Genomic DNA, 23640 nt, shown 5'->3' with positions numbered 1-23640 from the left:
TTAGTTAGATGCGATTGCTAAGTCATCCAATTTTATTTGCAGTAACGCATTGTTCTCTGCGCCACCTGCATCAATTGCTGTTTGATAATGCTCTCGCGCTTTATCTTTATCACCTTGAGATACATAAATATCGCCTTTAATCTCAGCTATTTGAGCGTTAAAGCCAGCAGGAACAGGTTGAGACAAAGTTGTTAAGGCATGTTCAGCATTACCTTGAGCGATTTGCACACGTGCTAGGCGAAGCACAGCCGTTGCTTTTAACTCAGGACTTTTTACAGTATCAACGATGAATTGTAGCTTTTCAGCTGCTTGCGTTAATTCACCTTTATCGACAGCTTCTTTGGCTGCGACAAATGCAGCCAAAACAGAATAGTTAGAGTCCGCATTTTCTGCTAAAAACGCATCGCTTTTCGAAAGCACTTCACCGCTCTCAATTAAAGAGTTATATGCTTCTGAGCTTGCTTCAGCTGAAGAGATTTGATTCTGGTTGTATGCTTTCCAACCATATAATCCACCTAGACCTAAAACAGCACCAATTACTAACGAAGTCCCGTTTTCTCTAAAAAAATTCTTTATCGCTTCAGCTTGTTGTTCTTCTGTTGAATAAATTTCCATTCTAACCTCTTACCCTACCAATTCGGCGAGCACGGCGTGTGCTTCAACCATTGGCAAGATCAATTGTTCTTTTTGTTCGCGTAAATACTTAATTGTGACTGTACCGTTCGCTATTTCGTCTTCACCAAAAATAAGCGCAACAACTGCACCGCTGTTATCAGCACGCTTTAGTTGTTTTTTAAAGTTACCACCACCGGCATGCACTTGTACTCTCAGCCCCGGTACTGCATCACGTAATTGTTCAGCAATTGCAGGCGCTTGAATACTTGCAGCATCTCCCATCGCAGCGACATACACATCGACATTGCGACGGATTTCACCAACACTGTTAAGCTCTTCTAGTAATAGAACCAGACGCTCCATACCCATGGCAAAACCAACCGCTGGTGTGCCTTTGCCACCGAGTTGCTCCACCAAGCCATCATAACGACCACCGGCACAAACTGTACCTTGTGCGCCTAGGCTGTCGGTAACCCACTCAAATACAGTACGGTTATAATAATCTAAACCACGTACCAAGTTTTCATTAACCTGATATTCGACGCCAGCGGCGTCTAAACGTTCACATAAATTTGCAAAATGTTGTACTGACTCTTCATCCAAGTGCTCAGAAAGCTTTGGTGCATCGGCAACAACCGCTTGTACTTCTGGGTTTTTGCTATCTAAAACACGTAACGGGTTAGTGTACATGCGACGAAGTGAATCTTCATCTAGTCTATCTTTATGCTGTTCTAAATACGCAACTAACACTTCTTTGTATGCCGCACGTGCTTCATTGGAGCCTAATGAGTTTAGCTCTAAACGTACATGCTCAGAGATACCAAACACTTTCCATAAGCGCGCAGTTAGGATAATAACTTCAGCATCAATATCTGCAGTGGCAACACCGAAAGTCTCTACACCAAACTGATGGAACTGACGATAGCGGCCTTTTTGCGGACGTTCACGACGAAACATAGGGCCCATATACCAAAGCCTTTGCTCTTGGTTATACAGCAAGCCACCTTCAACACCTGCGCGTACACACACCGCAGTGCCCTCAGGACGTAAAGTCAGAGTATCGCCGTTGCGGTCTTCAAATGTATACATTTCTTTTTCAACGATATCAGTTACTTCACCGATAGAACGTTTAAACAAATCTGTAGATTCAACCACCGGAAAACGAATTTCCTGATAGCCAAAAGCGCCCATTGTATCTCTTAATGTCGCTTCAATTTTTTGCCAGATCTGAGTCGTGCCTGGCAGGCAATCTTTCATGCCACGAATTGCCTTAATTTGCTTTGCCACTGAAATTCCTAATTTTTAACTATTCTTTTCTCAAAATTACAAGCGCAGGATACAATAAAACCCTGAATGCGGTACGAGTAAATGCCTCTATTATACCCTGCTCGATTAAAACGTAAACGAAATATATTCAACCTACAAAAGGCTTATTCTTCAATGATTTTTACGTCTATGCTTGGTTGCGCTTCTTTTTTAGCAACATAGTCTCGCACCTGCTCTTCGAGTTGCTCAACAATATTGTCATTGTCAATTCGTGTTTTCTGACGCTCACCATTAATATAAAGCCCAGAACGACGATTAGCACCTGCTAAGCCCAAATCGCTTACAAGCGCTTCACCAGGACCATTTACCACACAACCGATCACCGATACAGTAATTGGCGAGATGATATCTTCTAGTCTTTCTTCTAGCTGATTCATCGTATTTACGACATCAAACTCTTGTCTTGAACAGCTCGGACAAGCGATAAAATTGATACCGCGAGAACGGATCCGTAACGACTTCAGAATATCAAAGCCTACCTTGATCTCTTGTACTGGGTCTGCAGCAAGCGATACACGTAACGTGTCACCAATGCCCTCTGCCAGTAGCATGCCTAATCCAACGGCTGATTTCACTGAGCCTGCTCTAAAACCGCCAGCTTCGGTAATACCAAGATGAAGAGGCTGATCAATTTCTTTGGCAAGCAAGCGGTACGCGCCGACAGCTAAAAACACATCCGACGCTTTAACTGACACCTTGAATTGATCGAAGTTGAGTCTCTGAAGAATTTCTACATGGCGCATTGCAGACTCAAGCAACGCCTCTGGTGTTGGCTCGCCATACTTCTCTTGCAAGTCGCGTTCAAGTGAGCCGCCATTTACCCCTATGCGAATAGGAATATTACGCTCTTGCGCTGCATCTACAACGGCTCTAATTCTGTCTTCACTACCTATATTTCCTGGGTTAATACGCAAGCAATCAACACCGTACTGTGCCACTTTTAGGGCAATGCGGTAATCAAAATGAATGTCTGCAACCAGAGGAATATCAACTTGCTCCTTGATGCTTTTGAAAGCTTCAGCAGCATCCATGGTTGGCACTGATACGCGAACAATGTCTGCACCTGCATCTTGGATAGCACGGATCTGGGCTACAGTTGCATCTACATCTAATGTGTCCGTATTTGTCATTGATTGCACAGCAATTGGAGCGCCATCTCCAATGGGGACATTACCCACGTTGATTCGTGTGGATTTTCTTCGTTTAATGGGAGATTCTGAAAACATGACGACTACTCTGCTAACGGTAATTTAAACTTTGCTAAACGGTTTCTTGGTAACCCTGAAATATCGATTGGTTGACCATCCAACTCGATACTAACCACTTGGTGTTTACCTAACACGACGGAAAAAGGTGCCTGGCCTGTCACTGTCATTGTATACCCAGCCTTTTTTACACCAAATGCAACACGCTCTTGGGTTGCATCAAAAATTTCTACCCAACTATCTTCTTCAAAAAACATCACAACCGTACTTTGCTCAGCCCCAGCTGTACTTGGTGTGGCAGCTGCGGCAGTAATAGGCTCACTCTGCTCCTCCTGAAGATTATCTTCAACAACTGCAGATGCAACTTCAGCTGTACGCTCAGGCATAATGCTAGGAGCTACCTCCTTTTCTAAAGCGGCCTCACCCAATGGGTTATCAGTGACGGGCTGTTGCTCTACCGCTGGCGCATTCAAGGCAATTGTTTCGGTGTTTTGCACCGGTGTATTTCTTGCTGGAGTATTTAATTCAGAAGAGCGCTCTAAAGTGCCTGCCGTAGCTGCCACATTTGAAGCAGCCAAGGGGTCAGTTAGTCCACTAATCTCATCTGAATTATCACCATTACTTGCTGTCTGCCACCACCAAAATGCCGATAAACCAACAAATATCACCAACATTAAATAGCTTACAATCATCAGTCGATTATCGTTGGCTTCTTTTTCAGTACGCCTTGAAAAACTCTTCATATTTCGCTTTTGCTCGGGTACATCTGAAGAGTCATAAAGAGCGAGCACTTGCTCACTTTCTAGGCCCAACAATGCGCTGTAACTTTTTATATATCCACGTACAAATGTTTCCGGCCCTAAACTTTGATATTCATCATTTTCAAGCTTGGTAATTTGCGTATGGTTTAATTTTAAACGGGCAGCAATATCATCAAAACTAAGGCTTTGCTCAGCTCTGGCTTTTGCTAGGGTCTGACCGAGGGACATTGACTCGGTCGTCGTTTCATTCTCTTCTAAATTCATAAAATATAGTTATTGGGATCTACTATTAAAATGCGTCGCCCAGGCGTTAGGGCAACATCAGGTGTTAATCTGTTCCAGCGCATCAAATCATCGATGAGTAACTTGTGCTTCATTGCGATATCAAACAATGACTCCCCTTTGACAATTGCATGTGTCGTGTTGGGGTCATTTAAATAAATAACTTGATCAACGGACACCCTGTCTGACTTTTTCAACGCATTCCATTTTAGCAACTTTTCGAGCTTAATATTATATTTTACAGACACACTGAATAAGTTTTCTCCCATTTCGATACGATGCGTTGGCACCTCGGGAAGTAGCACTTCTTCATTTAGTAATCGTCCAGAGCTATCTGGCTCTACATGACGTGCTTGTGGTTGCTGCGAAAACGTTATTTTACTCGGGTCAACACGATGAAACACAACTTGCTCGGAGTCGGCTACTTTTTTAGTCGTTGTTGAGAAACGTACCTTCGGCTCTTCCATTGCTTTACTGATAACGCTCTCATCCAACTTAGTCACTTCACGGGAAGGTACTGTACTCACTGAGCGTGAACCACTCGTGAACACTTGAGACTCAGATGAAACTAACTCAGTCATTGTTGTAGTGCGATGCTGTATTTCAGTTTTTTGTGGCACATCATCCCGTGTCTTTGTCAGTAGAGAACGAGCAGGTACAGTCGTGGCTGTGGGCCTTTCACTGGGCTGTTTTTGCGTTTTATCAGCAACGGGAGTTGGTATCTTTCGTTTTATCTTAATTTGCGGATTAGCCACCACTCGATTGTTATCAAGTTGAGTGATTTTATTGAGCTGAGCGGTTCTATATTGCTCTTTTAATTGCTCAAATTCACTTAGTTGTAATGTGTTATTCAGTACTAAACGCGCTTCAACAGAACTCGGATAAGTTTGTAATAGCAAAGTCTCTAATTCCTGAGCATATTGCAATCGACCCATTCTGGCCGACAATAGATGCTCAAGCAGCATTCCTCGTGCTGATACAAACCCTTTATTGGCATAGACCTTTAATACATCTTCAGCTCGGTGTAATTCACTTTTTGCATAAAACACGCTGGCCATCAAAATCAGTACTGATTGGCGCTGCGAGTTATGGTCTAAAGCACGTTTCAAATAATCTAGCGCGAGGTCAAAGTTGTCTTGACGCAATGCGCACAAAGCGAGATTTTCGTAGCTCTCTGCAACACGCAAATAACTGGGAATATCGATGGCTTTAAAAAACTGTTCAGTCGCCGCATCGTAATCCCCTATCCGACATAAAAAAGCGCCATAGTTGTTACGCGTGTTGGGATCATTCGGGCCATATTTTAGGGCGCTAATGTACGCGCTTTGGGCTTTTTCATTTTCACCTACCTGCTCAAAGTAATAAGCAAGTGCATAATGGCTTTCAGGTAGTTTAGGCGCTAAGTTTAAGGCCCTATCAAGGTTATATTTCGCTTGGGTGTTATTACCCGCGTTAAGATATTGTAAGGCGAGGGCGATACGAGTTTTAGCCGCATCTTGGTTGTTGGTCTTTTTTTGCACTACTGGTTTGTTGTTATTTGCATAACGCGTTTCCGTTACACAACCCGTTAAACTCGCTAATATCGCGAGACCACAAATACCGCTCAGCAAACGCCGAGGTGTACAAAACGCGAACTGAGTGAGTAAACCATCCTTTAAAGCAGGCATTGACCACCTTTTTGCTAAGACACAGTGACTCTATCTTACCTAAAAGCCACTGTGTTTCATCTATTTTTTAGCCTACTTTTACTGCTATCGAATTATCTTGGTTTTGCTGCTTTCTCACCACACGTTTGGTTCTATCAACAACATCACCCACTAATTGACCACAAGCAGCATCAATATCATCACCGCGTGTGCGTCGAACAATACAAGTTAGGCCCGCAGCTTGTAACACTTTAGAAAAGCGATCGATTCGACTATTACTCGAACGACCGTATTCATTCCCTGGGAAGGGGTTGAATGGGATCAAGTTAATTTTCGACGGTGTGCCCTTCAAGACTTGCACCAGCTCGTGTGCGTGATCTGTGCTGTCATTCACACCTTGCAGCATCACGTACTCAATAGTGACATCTTTGTTTGCTTTTGAACCATCGATATAGCGACGACATGCCGCCAAAAATTCTTCAATTGGGTATTTCTTGTTGATTGGAACCAACTCGTCGCGCAGTGGATTATTCGGCGCATGAAGAGAAATCGCTAAAGCAACATCAATTTTCTCTTTTAAAATATCGAGTGCTGGTACTACACCAGATGTACTGAGTGTTACTCGACGCTTAGACAAGCCAAACGCCCAGTCATCCATCATCAATTCCATCGCAGGTACAACGTTATTGATGTTTAGCAATGGCTCACCCATGCCCATCATTACAACATTGGTAATGGGTCGCTTGGTGCTATCGCCATTATGCAACCCAATGTCTGTTGCAACACGCCATACCTGACCTATTATTTCAGAGACTTTTAAATTACGGTTAAAGCCTTGCTGCGCTGTAGAGCAGAAAGTACATTCAAGTGCACACCCAACCTGAGATGATACACATAAAGTTGCACGGTCTTTTTCTGGGATCCAAACAGTTTCAACCTCTTGGCCACCTTCAAGGATCATTGCGTACTTAATCGTACCATCACTTGCGACTTGCTTTACTGAAATCTCAGGTGCTTTGATTTCGCACTGGCTCTGCAATTTAGCACGCAACTTTTTATTGATATTGCTCATATCATCAAAGTTATCGATCCCAAAGTGATACATCCACTTCATCACCTGATCGGCGCGGAATGGCTTTTCGCCAAATGAAGCAAATAACTCGCGCATCCCCTCGCGGTTTAAATCTAATAGGTTAATTTTTTTCTCAGTCGTGGCCATGAAACAACCTCAGTTCAGGTGACGGATTGAACAACATAAATAAAAGCGCGCAATTGTACAAAAATCAATCAAACATCGCAATGATGTAATCGCTTTCAAAAACACCCCAATTGCTTTTCAAAACGATCAATACGTATTAAAGGGATTAAAAAAGGGCCCGAGAGCCCTTTTTCATCTGCTCAACTCGAAATTAACGAGTACGTGGGCAGATTTCTTCATCGCTGAAGAAGTAAGCGATTTCGCGAGCAGCTGATTCAGTCGCGTCTGAACCGTGTACTGCGTTTTCGTCGATGCTGTCAGCGTAGTCAGCACGTAAAGTACCAGCTAGTGCTTCTGCAGGGTTAGTAGCACCCATGATTTCACGGTTCTTACGAACTGCGTCTTCACCTTCAAGAACCTGAACCATTACTGGACCAGATGTCATGAATTCAACTAGTGCACCGAAGAAAGGACGCTCTTTGTGCTCTGCGTAGAAACCTTCAGCTTTCTCTTGAGAAAGGTGAACCATTTTAGAAGCAACGATCTTAAGACCAGCAGACTCGAAACGGTTGTAGATTGCACCGATGTGGTTTTTAGCTACCGCATCAGGCTTAACGATTGAAAAAGTACGCTCTAAAGCCATCTTTTTAGCTCCAATAATAATTGTTGATATTTACGGGCGCGAATTATACGCGCTTTAGACGTAAAAGCCCACACCCTTGTTAAAATACACTGTGTATTGCTCTGAATTAAACCTGATCTACGTCAAAATCCCCCTTTCCAATCTCACTTATACTGCGCCGCTTTTTAATTTCCCCAGCAGCTGGCTTGTACCCAGTTCAATGTATGAGGTCTAGAAATGTTTGTACCAGAGCTACTTTCACCGGCAGGCAGTTTAAAGAATATGCGTTACGCTTTTGCGTATGGCGCAGATGCAGTTTACGCCGGACAGCCAAGATACAGTTTGCGCGTGCGCAACAATGAATTTGATTTAGCGAACCTTGAAATAGGCATTAACGAAGCCCACCAGCAAAACAAAAAGCTCTACGTGGTTTCAAATATTGCGCCGCATAATAGCAAGGTAAAAACCTATTTAAGGGATATTGAACCCGTCATCGCCATGAAACCTGATGCGCTGATCATGTCAGATCCTGGTTTAATTATGTTGGTTCGTGAAAAATGGCCTGATATGCCCATTCACCTCTCAGTACAAGCCAATGCTGTAAACTATGCCTCTGTACAGTTTTGGGCAAATCAAGGGATTGAACGTGTTATCTTATCTCGAGAACTCTCACTTGAAGAAATCGCTGAAATTCGTGCCTTGTGTCCACAAACAGAATTAGAGGTTTTTGTTCATGGTGCGCTATGCATGGCGTATTCTGGCCGCTGCTTGCTATCTGGTTATATTAATAAACGCGATCCAAACCAAGGGACTTGCACCAACGCCTGTCGCTGGAGCTATGATGTCAAACAAGGGCAAGAAACTGAATTAGGCGATGTCGTCCATAAAGTTGACCCAAAAGCAGTGATCCCAACGCTTGGTGAAGGTCAGCCGACTGAGCAGGTATTCATGTTAGAAGAACAAGGTCGTCCAGGTGAATATATGCCTGCATTTGAAGATGAGCATGGCACTTACATCATGAATTCAAAAGATTTACGTGCAGTACAATACGTGGATCAACTGACCAAGATGGGCGTACACAGTTTAAAGATTGAAGGCAGAACCAAATCATTTTATTACGTTGCTAGAACCGCCCAAGTATATCGCAAAGCCATTGATGATGCCGTTGCAGGAAAACCGTTTGATCCCAGCCTTATGCGAACGTTAGAAAACCTTGCTCACCGCGGTTACACCGAAGGTTTCTTAAAACGTCATGCACATCAGGATTATCAAAACTATGAATACGGTCACTCGATTTCTGACAAGCAGCAATTTGTCGGCGAGATCTTAGGTCGAAATAATAATGGCTTGGTCAACATTGATGTAAAAAATAAATTCTGTACCGGACACAGCTTAGAGCTCATGACCCCACAAGGGAACATTGCGTTTAACTTAGAGCATATGGAAAACAAAAAAGGTGAAACCATCACAGATGCCAAAGGCTCTGGACATATAGTGCAAATTCCATTGCCAGAAGACATCAACTTAGAGCATGCTATTTTAATGCGTAATTTGGGCACCGACGAAGACACGCGCAACCCATTTAAAAAGGCATAAATATGGCGCTGCTCATTACCAGCAAATGCATCAACTGCGATATGTGCGACCCTGAATGTCCAAACCAAGCGATTTACATGGGCAGTAAAGTATATGAAATTGACCCTGATAAGTGTACTGAATGTGTAGGTCATTATGATCAACCCACATGTGTCAGCGTATGTCCAATAGATTGCATTAAGCCAGACCCAAATCACTTGGAAAGCCTTGATACCTTGGCAGACAAGTACCTTCGTCTAACCGGTCAATTAGACCAGTAACCTATCTGTCGGCAAACACCATTACCCCAGATGGTGTTTGTCCACTGCGCCAAGCCATTATTGCAGCATCCTTGATTATCCTCTCTATTTGTACTTTTTATTATACAAATGCCCCTATTTAGTGCTTAAGCTCTTATTTTACAATTTTGTTACTTCTCGATATACACATAAAAGCAGTACAAAAAACAATCAAGAGGATACAACATGAAATCACCAATTAATAAAGTGGCCGCAGCACTACCTGTACTATTATTCGCCTCAATAACAGCACATGCAGAGGGACAACACCTTGATATCACCCCCTTCTATTTTAACCAGCAAACATTACAAAAACTGGCCATTAACCCACTTATTCAAGTCGATGAAACACAATTTATTTTTACTAATGAACTATTAAATGAAGACTGGAGCGCTTTTCTATACAGCGAAGCCCCTCACCTAATTGAATACCAAGAGGCACTTCTACACTGGGCTGGATACACCAGTATCAATCCCAAGCTACTTCTCGCTCTCATGGAGCATGCAAGTCAGCTCATTAGTACACCAAGTGAAAAATCTTTATTGAAGCCATTTGCAAATTGGTCTGAAAAGACAGGGTTTTCACAACAACTCGAAGATGTAGCATTACAACTGAATCAACGATTCTATGCCTTCGAGGAACACACATCTAATCACAGTACAATCAAAAGTAACGCAGCCACGGTCGCGCTTTCAAGCTTACTGGGCAACGCTCAAGCATTAGCCCTATTTGCATCTCAATACAAATTATTAATGTCCAATGATTTATTCTCACCCAAAGAGACAAGCTTCGTATCAACAAACAATATACCTAACAATGGCTTTTCAATGAATTTACCCTGGCCTTCAGGTTATTCTTGGACTAGTGGAGGAGCGCACTCAAATACAGGCTCTGGTTACCCCTATTCATCGTTAGACTTTAACAATGGTTCTGGTGGGTGGGGTTCCAATACCCCTTGGGTACAAGCTTCCCATGAAGGCAGAGTCACTCGCTATTCCGCTTGTAATATCCGCATAACGCACCCAAGTGGATACGCGACTCAGTATTACCACATGGATAATTTACAATTCAGTTCAGGTGATTATGTCTCTGCAGGTGCTTGGCTTGGACGCTATGCCAACAACCGAAATATGGCGCTTTGCCAAGGCGGTCAATCTAGCGGCCCACATGTACATTTTTCTTTGCTGTACAACGGCCGCTTTGTGTCATTACATAATGCTTATATCAGTGGTTACCGCATTGATGTTGGTAATTATAATTATGATAGTAATTGCTATCGCTTTTACTTTGAAAAAAATGGCTACAAAACCTGTGCTTGGTCTAGGTTATACCACTAAATCTTACAATAAAACATAGCGCACTAGGTCGTTTTTAAACGACCTTTTTACCACTTTATACTCGCTCTCCCCTCAAAAACATGACTTTAACTCATACTTTTATATAACCATACTTTATAATTAATTTGTGATACTATTAAAATAAATTGAAAATTAAAACTAAACTTATTGTGAAAAATATGTATATTTAAAAGTAATGGGAACAACAAGAGGTCGTCTCAAAATATGAAAGCGATTGAAACTAGCAACAAGGAAGTTAGTCTATTTGTTTTAACTCACAACAAAACCGACACACAAGATTTTGAATTCATACGGTTTGTAAAAATACTCGAAGCCACTAGTAGCCAAATAAAAATAGATACACGTTTACCCGACCCTGCATTACGTGATCAATTTAACTTATATTTAGTTGATATCAGCCATCGCGAATGTCAAGACTTGCTCAGTGCCGAAGTGAGTGCACTGGCATCACAACAAAATGTTTTACTATTTAACGCACAAGCCAATTTGGTTAATGAGCAAACGGCACTACTGGCACGTATCAAAGGCGTCATTTACCAAAGTACCTCTGCTGAAAATATTTTTAAAGGGATCCAAAGAGTGCTAAATGGTGAACTGTGGTTTTGTCGTACCTCGATCTCACAAGCATTTAACGAACTTATCCAACAGCTCCCAAATATACCCCGCCCTACCTCGCTCGACGTTCAAGATTCTGAGTTAGACCTTCTTACCGCCAGAGAAAAGTCTGTAATCAAGTTATTAGCGAGCGGCGCAAAAAACGATGATATTGCAGATTCCCTGAACATCAGCAGTCATACAGTAAAAACACATATTTACAGTGCCTTTAAAAAGACTAACTCAAGAAACCGTATTGAGTTAGCCAATTGGGCTCAGAAACATATTCCGCTTAACTCCGTACCCGCATCGACGCAGCGTCATTAAGGTTGACTGCTTGGGTTGCAACTTTTTCTTTTGCAGCCCACACACCGCGCTCAATACCCTGCTCAACTATCATTGTCAGCGCTTTTTCAATTGCTTGGGTAACACAAATGTGCATTGGCTCATTTTCACTAAATCCTGCTTCGGCTTCGGCTAGGCGTTTGTAACTGACATATCGGAAAAATCCAGCACGCACTTCCATCGACAGCACAGTTTTAGTGGTTGCCACAGATAACAGTACTTGCCCTGTACGCACATCAACCGCGCGCATATAAATGGAAATAACATCTTCACGGTAAAGCTCTGACGCGCCAATGCCAAAATACTCCATGCCTAAACCACCCGTTTTTACATTGGAGTCGTAGCTGATGATCCCGCCTTCAAAAATAATTTTCGCCATGGTAAGAGGAGGTAAACTAGCCGCTTTTTTCTGTTCTTCTGTCATCGCTGCTCGCGTTATCTTGCGCTCAGTCAATAGATTTTGTAACCCTTCACGCTCCACAGGTATAAACCACTGTGTTTCATGTAGCGCCTGCATCAGAATTGAGTTTGCTCCCTGCGTCACTGCAGTGGAGAATGAGCTCACATTGTCTTTTGGTTTGTACTGACCAGTTTGATCACGAAACGAATACACTGCGACGGGAATTTTACCAATCGGCGCAGGCAGAGCTTTAAGCGATGCAAAATCATGGCTTTTTACCAATGGCTCAGGCAAGCTTTGCGCAGGGGGTAACACAGCCCCTAAACTACTGCAGCCGCTGAGAAAAACCAAACAACACATTGTCACTACTTTATACATTAACCAAACCTCGGTACTTCAATGATTGTGATATCTCCGTTATCAATATGTTTGATCTGCACGGTAATCGAGTCAGGAGTGCTAGTAATGACCTGTATTTCGTAATCCCCACTAGTAAATATCGAATCTTCATTAAAAATGCTATCTTCTACATCATCACCAAACGCCATATCAGAGATCTCTCTAACCATACGGTTAAGGTAGGTGCGCTCTAATGACTCTTGAAAGCGCTCACCATACGACTTTTCAATAATTGGCGCGCGATGCTTATTTTGAGAATTAGCTTTGTTAAGCAACATACTTGCATTGAGCGGGTTACCCCCAAAAGACGGGTTAATTGGTTTATAAACTATTTCAGTTGCTGACACGCTCAACGTGAAAAAAGATAAATAGGCTAATATTATTGTTTTCATTTCTACCATCCACTTTCAGCTAAATCTGGCGACCTTTGCTGATGTTGCGCACTGGCCATTGCATCCATGACCGCAAATAAAGCCGCTTCTACACGATCATCTAAAGAGCCACCTCGTCGTCCCATCGCAGTGCTGTAAACTAAATGACGATTCATTCGCACATCTAATCGCGTACCAGCTCGAGGTAGGACTGTTTCTTTTATGGTTATATTGACACCTGAAGTATTAGGTACTTCTCGCCATAATTGAGAGAAGTCATAATAAAATTGATAACCAAAGCGACTAATGCTTTGATCCATAACTAGACCACCTAACTCGACTTCTTCATGGTGTTTAGAGGGCTTGGCAAAAGAGGTGTAGCTTTGCCCCAAAAATATCAAAATACAAAATACGTACTTCATAAGAGTAAGGGGGCAAAGCCCCCCCCTTTAATTACTGCTGCGTGATAGTGGCGACGTTATTGTCTCCAATTTGCGTGATACGCAAAGTTTGCGCATTCCCTGCAACACCACCTTCAACTAGGTTACCATTACCTGTTTGACTAATAGACACGATATTGTCATTGCCCGCGACCACAAAACCACCTGACTCAATGCCCGCAACAAAGTTATTGTTACCATCTTGCGCTAAGTCAATAGAGTTGTTGCTACCTTCAAGTAATAGGTCAATGACATTCAGCTCACCCGCTTGCGCAATATCAAGCTGATTATCTGAACTTGCCACCACATAACCCATGGTAACAGCTGCACTATTACCCAAATCAGACTGCACTACCGTAATGTCGTTGTTGTTAGTCTCTATACTTGGATCTGGCTCTGACGACTGTAATACAAACTCATTTTGACTACCGTTTTGTACGAGATCTATATCGTTGTTATCGCCGTTAAACAAGGCAATGTGCGCATCGTTTATATCACCTACCTGTGTCGTTGATACTTCGTTATTGTCACCAGTAAGGCCAACATACAGGTTATTTAAAGCCAGCTCTTGCGTCGTAGCTTGTTGTGTACTTATTACTGTATTGTCATTACCTTGAATATCCACCCCAGCAAAAGAGCCATCGCCTTTTTGTGTCACGGTGACATCATTGTCATTGCCTTGAAACAAGCCACTTGCAAAATCAATTTTGCTGCCTTCTTGGTCCACTTTTACGTCATTATCGCTACCGATAATGCCTGCGATATTAACAGTATTCTCATCACCTTCACTGAGTTCCAGCTCAATATCATTATCATCGCCATTGATTTGTGAAATAGAAACGCGATGATCATCGCCTACTTGCGTGACTTCGATGTCATTATCATCACCCACTACGGCTTCTACTTCGACTTTACTAAACGTGCCACTTTGGTCAATCGTAAAGGCATTCTGATCGCCTGTGACATTATTTAAGTGAACTTCATGCCACTCACCTGATTGCGTGCTAGTAACCGTATTTTGGTTACCCTGCATGTTTTTGTTGTACATCCAGTGGCCGCCTGTGCTCTGCGACACACGCACATCATTTTCATCGCCGTTTATAACATTTTCGACTTCATTATTAATACCTAAGTAGCCTTGCCCGCTTTGTGCTACTGCAAGCTGGTTATTATTACCAGTGATCACTGTTTCTGCACCATGCGAGTCGCCTTCTTGCGCATAACTTTGAATGTTACTGTCACCCGTCGTGGTCACCAAAATCGCATGGCTGGTACCAGTTTGATTCGTAGTCGTCTCATTGAAACTGCCAGTTGTTGTGACATTTGCTAAGTTACTAGTGCCCTCTTGAAAGCTCACCAGTGTGTTACCACCAACAGACGCATTTTGCGTCACTGTTAGCGAGTTGCCTGTTGTAGCACCTCTTTCAAGTTGGCTTAAAGTAGAAGTGGCTTGTGTTTTATTCGTCTCTTCTATCGTTTGCGCAGCAACCGATTGGGTAAATGCCAAAGCAAGCGCACAACTAATTAATGATTTAGAAAACTTCACACTTTTCTCCTTAGTGTTTTTAGTATTTTAATTTGGGTTAGTACCTGTATTGCGCCACTTTAATTCAAATAAACCACGCCAAGTTTTGTCGTTGCCAAGACAAAAAATGTTCAAATTTAATTAAAGTTAAACCACAACAACGGCACTGCTAAATAAAATTGATTTATTCTTTCAAATAAAAATATTGAGAATAAATCACGATGCGTCCTGTTCTTATTTTGAAGTTCTTTAGTTATTAGTTTGTCACTTTATTGATCTATTTCAGTATGTGTTTTTATCCAACTAGATAGACTTTAAAGTGAGTCACGTATTCACTCTAAATTGGTATGTCTGGAAGATAAATGAGAAATTTTATTGAATAATTTAATTTATAATTATCATAAACTTACCAACATCAAATTACATATAATGTGATTAACCATACTGAAATACCAAAAAAGTATGAGTAAAAAAGACACAAAAAGTTTAAGCTCTTCACCTCTAAAAATACCAAAAAGGTATGAGTCACAATGCAAAACCGCTCTCAAAAACCACAAAAAAACATGAAATTTGACCGTTGAACTAATTTCAATTTGATGTGCTGACAATCTCTATATTAAGTTGATTGTCGTTGCCCAAAACGATGCCGTCATCAGTTCTTATAGATAGAAGTCCTAATAAAAAGTAGTCGTGCTAATACGCACCACTTCTTACAACTTAGAACAACTAAAATTGGAAGAATGATGAAAACTAAACTTACAGCTTTAACGCTGGCACTCACGCCATTGCTTGCTTTTACATCTCATGCCGCAGTGCAAATTCAATCAACATCTCAAGCTATTGATGATAGTGTCCTTGTTGTATTTAAAGATAATGCAAGTGTTGCAATGCGTGCTCAAGCCCGCCAACTGGTTAAAGCACGTATCTCAGATAGCAACGCCGATGGCAAAGATGATAATTACAAAAATATCTTAAAAGGTCGTCTAGCAAAGTTTGACCTCAGCGCGATTTCATCTAAAGAAGCCATCAAATTACTTGAAGATCACCCTGCAGTAGCTTACGTCGAGCCAAATTACATGGTCAAAGCCATGGCTATTCCTGATGATAGCTTGTTCGATCAACTTTGGGGTTTAAATAACACAGGTCAAACTGGCGGTACTAACGACGCTGATATTAATGCGCCAGAAGCTTGGGATATTAGTATCGGTTCTCGTGATGTCATTGTTGGGGTGATTGATACAGGTGTGGATTACACTCACCCAGATCTAAACGCAAACATGTGGATAAACCCTGGTGAAATTGCAGGGGATGGCGTAGATAATGATGGCAACGGATATGTTGACGATGTTTATGGCATCAATGCTATTACTGATAGTGGCGACCCAATGGATGACCAAGGACATGGTACTCACGTATCAGGCACTATTGGCGCATCAGGCAACAATGCAACTGGGGTGGTCGGTGTTAACCATGAGGTTTCCATTGTCGGTTGTAAATTCCTAAACTCATCAGGCAGTGGCTCAACTGCAGATGCTATCAAATGTATCGACTACATGGTCGGTTTAAAAAATGCAGGTCACAACGTCAATGTACTGAACAATAGCTGGGGCGGTGGTGGCTTTAGCCAAGCATTATATGACTCAATTACAGCAAGTGAGCAAGCTGGTATCTTATTCGTTGCTGCAGCAGGTAACAGCGCCAGAGACAATGATGTATCACCGGGCTACCCATCAAGCTATGATCATGATAGCGTTTTAGCTGTTGCGTCGACAACACACACAGACAGCATGTCTTCGTTTTCACAGTGGGGCCTAGCATCTGTCGATTTAGGTGCGCCAGGCAGTGATGTATTATCAACAGTTCCAGGTGGCGGCTACTCGTCTTTCTCAGGCACATCAATGGCAACGCCACACGTTGCGGGCGCTGCGGCCTTAGCACTTGCAGTTAACCCTAGCTTGACAACTATCGAGCTTAAAAACCTACTTATGAATTCAGGTAAGCCAATCCCTGCACTTGAAGGAAAAACGGTATCAGGTAAACGCCTTGATGTGCATCAAGCGCTTATTGATGCAGATCCAGAGCCAGGCTTTAGAGTGATAGCAGCACCAGTTGCACAAGAAATCATTGCAGGTGAAACAGCTCAGTACCAATTGACTTTCACTTCAGTTGCAGATTGGCAAGGTGAAATTGCGTTAACAGCAACCGGGGATTTAAACGGTGTTACCCTATCAACCACAACGGTTACACCTGGCGAAACAGCTGTGCTCAGTGTGCCTACCACTGCAGAGACGCAATGGGGTGCATACAACTTTACTGTCAATGCAACATCAGGCCAGCTTAGCCAACAAAAGCAAGTGGCACTATCAGTACTTCCGCAAGGCATACGTGACTTCACATATGATAATACAACCAGCGTAGATATCCCTGACAACGCCGTGGAAGGTGTAGAATCTACGATCACAATTGTTGATCCAATCACTATTTTTGGCTCTAGTACCGCCTTGAATATTAGTCATACTTATATTGGCGATTTACTTGTCACGCTAACTTCACCTACTGGTACAGTCGCTACTTTGCACAATCGTGCTGGTGGCAGTGCTGACAATATCGTAGGTAGCTTTGCATCAGGCGCCTTTAATGGTGAAGTTGCAGCGGGTGATTGGACATTAAAAGTCGTCGATAACGCAGCGGTTGATACTGGCACACTCAACAACTGGTCTATCACTTTATCAGGTATTGGTGAAATTTCTGAGCAACCGCCTATTGCAGGTTTCAACTTTGTACGTGACGGCTTAGATGTTGCATTCACTGACACCAGTACAGATGTAAACGATGACATCGTTAGCAGAACGTGGGACTTTGGTGATGGCAATACCAGTGAACAGCAAAACCCACTGCACACTTTTTCTGCTTCAGGCGATTATGAGGTCACACTCACAGTCACTGATAGCCAGGGGCACACACATGCTAGCACGCAAACTGTCTCTGTCAGTGCTGACAAGCCTCTGCTTGAAGTCGTAAGAGCAAATAAAACACGTCTAGGCTCAATTCGTGTTGAATTACGCTGGAGCGGCTCTAGTGCCGAGCAAGTCTCCATTTACCGTGATGGCCAGCTAGTTAACACTGTAAATAATACTGGTAAATTCCGTGATTTCACGCGTGATGCAGATGCGACAAGCTATACGTACAAACTGTGTCAAGCAGGCGACATTTGCTCACCTGAAGTAACAGTTAACTTTCAATAATCTATAAATAGCGCCCACAAGGGCCTATTACTGTTAGCTCTGCACGGCTACTTTGGCCGTGCAGATTTAAACACCTCACCTAAGCTAGCAAACTCAGCGCCGCCTAGCCGCGCTAATGGATCTAACTTTAATGCATCGACTTTATTGCGCCCTTTATCATCCAGTTGCACAATTTCATCATCGATATAAGCATGAGTAACTTCAACGAAAACGAGCTTCATCGGTAATTCACCCATTTCAACCACTTTGTGCAACTTACACGCAAAGGCAACCTTAGCTTTTTCAATACGAGGTAATGAGGAACCAGGAAACTCACACACCGCCAAATCGAGTAAATCAAGTTCTGACTCGTCATTGGGTAAAGAGGCCGCCGATTGTGTCACTTCATGTGCCAACGTACTGTCCGCGATATGGATCACCAGCTCCTGTGTTGCCTCTACATTGACCACTGAATCTTTATACTCACCAGTTGGCTTTTGCCCTACTGCATACATCAAAATGGCAGGATCAGAACTAATCGCTGTAAAATATGAGAAAGGCGCTAAATTCAGCGTGCCCTTTGCTGTTTTTGATAATACCCATGCGATTGGTCTAGGCACCACAGTTTGAGTCAATGTATGGTAAACATGATTTGGAGATAATTCCTTAAAATCTAAAATCATTATGATTGCCTTTTATAGTAAGTAGCAGATGTGCATGAATACGAATTGTACATGAAAATAAATCGAGCTCATTGAAAATGTATAAACATAATACCCAACATTTATTTAAAGCTACCAGCTCAATACCCTCAGAGTTAATGAACATCTCAACAAGAATAAATTTAGTATCAAGCAATTATAAACATACTCAAAAAATAAAAGCCGCTTTATTAATAAAACGGCTTTTATATGCAGTATTTAATTTGGCTAACTCAAAGCTTCAGATCCACTGCGCAAAGCGACCACTCAATTCGAATCCCCAGAGTAATCCGGCGGTGCCACCGATGACGCCAAATCCCCAACCTAACATGCCAAATTTATTTTGCTTTGAGAGTTGTTTATATGCGAGCTCATCACCTTGTGCCTGTTGAATGATCCTCTGTTTATTTGCCACAGCCATGATCACAGTAAACCGAGTTACACCAACCAATAAAAATAAATAGCTCAAGGTAGGGAACAGCCAACCTACACTAAATTGATAAGCCAAAACCATCAGCAGCGCACTGACAACAATCCATGCATTTGTTAGCCTACGAGCGCGATGCAATTTGGCCACCACTTCAGGGTCATCAAAATGTTTAAGCGCTCTTTTGGCACTAATATCGTTGGCAAGCAGAGCCATCGTCCCACCAGCCACCGCACCGCCGAAAATACTCATTAGCTTCCATAACCATGAAGCTTGAGATTGTGTCGCCGCACCGAGCGTCGCTGCAGCCACAGGAGAAGAGGTGACGGCAAGGGATAAGACTAACGATGACAGTCCTACTGGTGCGGTCGCTAAAATCAGCTTGCCATAGTTCGCCATCATTTGGCTTTTAAGCTGAGTACGCGCGCGCTCCAAACGCTTTCTTAGAGTGCTTTCACTTACTCCCAGTAAGGCACTGACGTGCTCAGTACTTTGACCTTCTCGATAATAGAGTAAAACGGCCTCTTTGCTGTCATCAGGTAAGTTCTCCAAAAAGTGATACAGGAGTTCTGATTGCTGTTTCTTGATCAGCAGATTATCTAACTCGCTTGCACTATCCACTAACTGTTGCAGAACCAGTTCGGCCTGTGACGAGCTTACCTGCTTATGTGATACCGCCCCCTGATCGCGAAGGTGGTTAATGGCTGTATAGCGTGTTAACTGTCTTATCCAAGGTAAAATACTGGCGTTACTTTTTAGCTCTCCCAGCTTATGCCATGCCTTAATAAACACCTTTTGACTTACATCTTCACTGTGTGCAACATCTTTGGTGATTGCCAATGCAATGCTGCTCACCACACCAGATAGCCGCTCTACCAAAGTAGAAAACGCTTTTTTATCGCCAGCTTTTGCACTCTCCACCAATTTAATAAGCTGACTTTCAACGTCCATCGCATTTTCTCCTTGCATCGAAATTGTTAAGTACGCCTTTGACTCTATCATAACTTTTCCTTCCAACTGTCGTTATAAATAAAGTCACGGCCAAGAACAAAGCTGTGACAAAAATCTGGGGATTTATTTTTTAAAGTAAAATATGAAAGGTAAGAAGCTCACTTTACCGGACACTGAATAACAAAATGTGTACCTGATTGCGCCATTATTTGCAGCTCAATTTTGCCACCAAACTCTCGATGAATGATATTGTATACGCGGCTCAGACCAAGCCCACTACTTCCCTTGCCAAGCGCTTGTCCAGCAAATGGCACAAAAATATTGCTCGCCATAGCCTGCTCAATACCACAGCCGTTATCACTGTACGTCAGCATGATCATGCGCTTGTTTTGTGTAAACTGTGCGTTGATCCGAATATTCCCTGAAGGCATGTCAACAAAGCCATGTTTAAGTGAGTTTTCAATCAGCTTGCTGAGCACTTCATCCATGGCCTCAGCGGGCCCCGACAGCATAATACCTGGATCTAGTTCCAAACTACATGCCACTTGCCTATCAGCAAATTTGGCGGCATATTTTTCAATGATGCTAGTGACTAACTCAGACAAAGAAAATATACGCGATGTCGCTGGATCCGTTTCGTGTCGATAGCCTAAACCTTGAAATTTTTCACTCAGTTTAAGTAGATGTGCCAAGCTGGCATGATTAGATTTTAAACTCAGTTCAATGACATCCAATACTCTTAATAATTCCGACTTTTTTAGTTGTTCATTGTCAATCGTCTTGAGCAGTCCCGCTAGCTGCGATTGCATCACTGATTCTGCTGTAGCGATATTGCCAAGAGGCGTATTGATCTCATGGGCCATACCTACCACCATACTGGTCATTGATGCCATTTTTTCCGCTTCAACTAACTCTTTTTGTGTCTGCTGCAGTGCCTGTAATGACGCCTCTAGTGCTCCCGTCTTATCCGTTAAATCTTGATTGGTTGCTTGTAATTCTGCGGTCTTCAATGCGACTTTTTCATCTAGCGTCATATTCGCGACTTTTAACTTCTGCTCAGCTTCCTTGAGCTCCGTAATATCTGTGATCACTCCTTCAATGCTTTGCTGATTATCGCTGTAACCACCGCGCTCTATCATCCAGCGAATACCGCCATCACGGTGAATCACCCGGTAAATCACTTTAAATCGACCACTGTTTGCCAGCTCATCTTGGATCACCTGCCACACCATGCCTTGATCATCTGGATAAATAATATCAGCAAACGCAAGCGCTTTATTTTGAATAAAATCCTCGGCAAGATACCCAGTTGCAGACTCTATCGCGCCATTCAAGTACATCATGGTCCAGTACTTATCATTTTTACAGCGATAGACAATTGAAGGGATTTTATCAACCAAGGTTTCATAGCGCAGTTTCTCATCAGATAACGTCTGCGACATACCTTGCAGATGTTTGACATAGGCTTTGTTGCGGCGGTGAAAAAAAGCAAACAACAAAGTCAGAATAATGACCTCTGCTGCAATACTAATAAATGCCATTGTTTGCACTGCAATAAAGGCTTGCTCAATTTTATCAATCGCGGGTTGCAAGGGCATGGACGTTAACAATACCCAACCTTTTGACTCAATAATTGACATCGTAAATAGCCGTGACTTGTGAGCCAAATATGCAGTCTCATGAGACCATAGCTTTTGATACGCCTCATACCAAATTCCTTGCTCAACGGCTTCAAAGCTCTCTCTTTGCTCTGTTTGTACCAAACGAGTGATATCTGACGCGACAATGTCACTTTTTTCATTAAGTAAGATAAAGCTGCTTTGCTGAGCGCCTTTTAGCAGCTTGGCATTATCTAATAAGCTTTGTAGTGTGATGTCATGACCGACATTGCCGTACCAAATACCGTCGACATAAACAGGCGTGACAGCTGATAGCATCAGAAGTTCAGGGATGGGATCTTCAATTAATGGCGTCCAGTATGTGCCTGGAGGCGCATCAGAGGTAAGCCACGGGGTCCCTTTGTAACTGAAGCCCGCTTTTGCTTTAAACACGAAATCAGGCTCATCTGGCCAAAAAATAACGATACCACCCGCTTCATTCATAAACCAAGTATCAGAGAATTGATTCGACAGCGCCCCTTGACCAAACGTCTCTACCGTCTGTTTAGCAACCTGCAGCCGTATTGTTTGCAGCGCAGACAAGTCGGTGCCCACAGGTAAATAAACTCCTGCTTGCTCTTTCCCATTAAAACCCTCCATACGTGAACGAATAGAGCCATCTGGATAAGGTTGAATAAGATCTGTGAACTTTTGATTGGGATTAACGTCTGAACTTTCAAAATGAGACTGAAGGGCGCTTGCCAGCCTGCTCGATGAATCTGCGGCGTACTGCAACCGTTGCTCGATTTGCTCAGCAATAAACGCCGCCTGCCATGCCCGCTGCTCTTTAATTTCATAGAGCTCTTTATCAATTAACTTAGATTGCTCTAACATGCTGTAATAAAGCAATATAGATAATACCAAGACTGCTGATATTGCAGGCACAAACCATGGCGTCGAGCGGTATTTTACACCCATAACCGCCCTATCTATTTACAAGCCAAAGCGGCTAATAAACTTAATCGACAACGACTCATAAACCATCTAACCACATGTGCATTTATTTAATCATTGTCAAATTTAGCCAATTTTCAAATTAATCCTGTAACTCTTTGGCTAAATCATTATCACCGAGCAAGTAAAAAGTGGCCATTTAGTCATAGTGCTTCCAGTCCCATTGTTAGGGTATAGAATAGATGCCGTTGAGGCACCTTCACTATTTTAAAGTTAGCCCATGGATCGTCATCATAGCGCGGCCGCCCGCCTTATCCGTTAAATCAGGCACAAAATACAATGCAGAGACAGAAGCCGTGATAATCCCTTTGTCTTGTGACCAATTAGGTGTCCAATCTGGTCGAGCAAACTGCTCAAGGGTGACCAGCTGTGTTTTCGGATCAAGGGCCTTTGGCAAAACCACCTGATAATGAGCATAGCTTTTATCGCCATCGCCGCCATATTCACTTTGCGACAACTTAATCACTAACGGCTTATCGCTTTGATAAGTGACCTCAATGGTTGTTAAATCAGTCAAGTTGCCCTTGGGAATATCGTAAATAAGTTCTACCCAGGAGTTATTTTGCTTATCAACTCTTGGGACACGATCAAAGCCAATTTTAACTCGGTCATCCTGTACAAGAGGCTCATCCAAAATCACTTGGCTGCCATGGGGGTCGGTCGCATAGCGCCAATTGTTAGCATCAAAAGAAGGGGCAGCTTGCATACCGGAGCAACCTACCAGTAACAAACCACTCAAAAAAGACAGTGCGCGCATCATGCT

20 protein-coding genes are annotated in these 23640 nt (G+C 42.7%); 5 read left to right on the top strand and 15 right to left on the bottom strand.

The annotated features are described in order from the left end of the window. From QNM16_RS16845 to ndk, 7 genes are all read right to left on the bottom strand, one after another. On the bottom strand, positions 1–615 hold the full coding sequence (locus QNM16_RS16845) for a YfgM family protein (RefSeq protein WP_284021584.1): 615 nt from the start codon (positions 613–615) through the stop codon (positions 1–3). 9 nt (positions 616–624) lie between these two features. Then, the gene (gene hisS / locus QNM16_RS16840) at positions 625–1902 is read right to left on the bottom strand and encodes a histidine--tRNA ligase (RefSeq protein ID WP_284021583.1); all 1278 of its coding nucleotides are present in this window, start codon (positions 1900–1902) and stop codon (positions 625–627) included. A gap of 143 nt (positions 1903–2045) precedes the next feature. Then, a complete protein-coding gene (gene ispG / locus QNM16_RS16835; protein ID WP_039611838.1) occupies positions 2046–3167 on the bottom strand; it encodes a flavodoxin-dependent (E)-4-hydroxy-3-methylbut-2-enyl-diphosphate synthase in 1122 nt (373 codons plus the stop codon). 5 nt (positions 3168–3172) lie between these two features. Further along, on the bottom strand, positions 3173–4171 hold the full coding sequence (locus QNM16_RS16830) for a RodZ domain-containing protein (protein WP_284021582.1): 999 nt from the start codon (positions 4169–4171) through the stop codon (positions 3173–3175). Then, positions 4168–5856, bottom strand: a complete 1689-nt coding sequence (pilW, locus tag QNM16_RS16825; RefSeq protein ID WP_284021581.1) for a type IV pilus biogenesis/stability protein PilW — start codon at positions 5854–5856, stop codon at positions 4168–4170. Before pilW ends, QNM16_RS16830 begins: the two co-directional genes overlap by 4 nt. Before the next feature lie 67 nt (positions 5857–5923). After that, entirely contained in the window at positions 5924–7054 is a 1131-nt protein-coding gene (gene rlmN, locus QNM16_RS16820) for a dual-specificity RNA methyltransferase RlmN (protein ID WP_284021580.1), read from the bottom strand. Between the two features lie 190 nt (positions 7055–7244). After that, positions 7245–7676 (bottom strand): nucleoside-diphosphate kinase, encoded by a 432-nt coding sequence (gene ndk, locus QNM16_RS16815; RefSeq protein ID WP_023399882.1) that lies wholly within the window; start codon positions 7674–7676, stop codon positions 7245–7247. 216 nt (positions 7677–7892) lie between these two features. Between ndk and trhP the strand changes: the two genes are divergently transcribed. The 4 genes from trhP to QNM16_RS16795 all read left to right on the top strand — a co-directional run bounded on the left by trhP (position 7893) and on the right by QNM16_RS16795 (position 11809). Next, positions 7893–9251, top strand: coding sequence for a prephenate-dependent tRNA uridine(34) hydroxylase TrhP (gene trhP / locus QNM16_RS16810; RefSeq protein WP_284021579.1), 1359 nt, complete (start codon positions 7893–7895; stop codon positions 9249–9251). Positions 9252–9253: 2 nt separating this feature from the next. Next, positions 9254–9511, top strand: coding sequence for a YfhL family 4Fe-4S dicluster ferredoxin (locus tag QNM16_RS16805; RefSeq protein ID WP_046356970.1), 258 nt, complete (start codon positions 9254–9256; stop codon positions 9509–9511). A gap of 204 nt (positions 9512–9715) precedes the next feature. Further along, the gene (locus QNM16_RS16800) at positions 9716–10867 is read left to right on the top strand and encodes a M23 family metallopeptidase (RefSeq protein ID WP_284021578.1); all 1152 of its coding nucleotides are present in this window, start codon (positions 9716–9718) and stop codon (positions 10865–10867) included. A gap of 225 nt (positions 10868–11092) precedes the next feature. Further along, a complete protein-coding gene (locus tag QNM16_RS16795; RefSeq protein WP_284021577.1) occupies positions 11093–11809 on the top strand; it encodes a helix-turn-helix transcriptional regulator in 717 nt (238 codons plus the stop codon). Here the strand turns inward: QNM16_RS16795 and QNM16_RS16790 are convergent. From QNM16_RS16790 to QNM16_RS16775, 4 genes are read right to left on the bottom strand one after another with little or no spacing between them, the layout of a single operon-like run. Further along, positions 11775–12605 carry a CsgG/HfaB family protein gene (locus QNM16_RS16790; protein WP_284021576.1) on the bottom strand — a complete coding sequence of 277 codons (831 nt, stop codon included), beginning with the start codon at positions 12603–12605 and terminating at the stop codon, positions 11775–11777. The two genes, QNM16_RS16795 and QNM16_RS16790, sit on opposite strands and share 35 nt — an antisense overlap. Next, on the bottom strand, positions 12605–13027 hold the full coding sequence (locus QNM16_RS16785) for a curli assembly protein CsgF (protein WP_284021575.1): 423 nt from the start codon (positions 13025–13027) through the stop codon (positions 12605–12607). Before QNM16_RS16785 ends, QNM16_RS16790 begins: the two co-directional genes overlap by 1 nt. Next, complete coding sequence (locus QNM16_RS16780) at positions 13021–13419, bottom strand: CsgE family curli-type amyloid fiber assembly protein (protein WP_284021574.1); 399 nt, start codon at positions 13417–13419, stop codon at positions 13021–13023. The genes QNM16_RS16785 and QNM16_RS16780 overlap by 7 nt, the downstream gene beginning before the upstream one ends. A gap of 31 nt (positions 13420–13450) precedes the next feature. Next, positions 13451–14983, bottom strand: a complete 1533-nt coding sequence (locus QNM16_RS16775; protein ID WP_284021573.1) for a curlin — start codon at positions 14981–14983, stop codon at positions 13451–13453. Positions 14984–15705: 722 nt separating this feature from the next. Here QNM16_RS16775 and QNM16_RS16770 point away from each other — a divergent pair. Continuing rightward, positions 15706–18207, top strand: coding sequence for a S8 family serine peptidase (locus tag QNM16_RS16770; protein WP_284021636.1), 2502 nt, complete (start codon positions 15706–15708; stop codon positions 18205–18207). A gap of 47 nt (positions 18208–18254) precedes the next feature. Here QNM16_RS16770 and QNM16_RS16765 read toward each other — a convergent pair whose 3' ends face one another. From QNM16_RS16765 to QNM16_RS16750, 4 genes are all read right to left on the bottom strand, one after another. After that, on the bottom strand, positions 18255–18869 hold the full coding sequence (locus QNM16_RS16765) for a flavin reductase family protein (protein WP_284021572.1): 615 nt from the start codon (positions 18867–18869) through the stop codon (positions 18255–18257). Positions 18870–19128: 259 nt separating this feature from the next. Then, positions 19129–20316, bottom strand: a complete 1188-nt coding sequence (locus QNM16_RS16760; protein WP_284021571.1) for an RNA polymerase sigma factor — start codon at positions 20314–20316, stop codon at positions 19129–19131. Positions 20317–20423: 107 nt separating this feature from the next. Beyond that, positions 20424–22841, bottom strand: coding sequence for an ATP-binding protein (locus QNM16_RS16755; RefSeq protein WP_284021570.1), 2418 nt, complete (start codon positions 22839–22841; stop codon positions 20424–20426). A gap of 238 nt (positions 22842–23079) precedes the next feature. Next, complete coding sequence (locus QNM16_RS16750) at positions 23080–23637, bottom strand: hypothetical protein (RefSeq protein ID WP_284021569.1); 558 nt, start codon at positions 23635–23637, stop codon at positions 23080–23082. Positions 23638–23640 lie beyond the last annotated feature (3 nt).

Source organism: Pseudoalteromonas umbrosa (assembly GCF_030125375.1).
Lineage (GTDB): Bacteria > Pseudomonadota > Gammaproteobacteria > Enterobacterales > Alteromonadaceae > Pseudoalteromonas > Pseudoalteromonas umbrosa.
The sequence above is the reverse complement of the archived record's forward strand: the minus strand, read 5'-3'. Positions and strand labels throughout refer to the sequence as shown.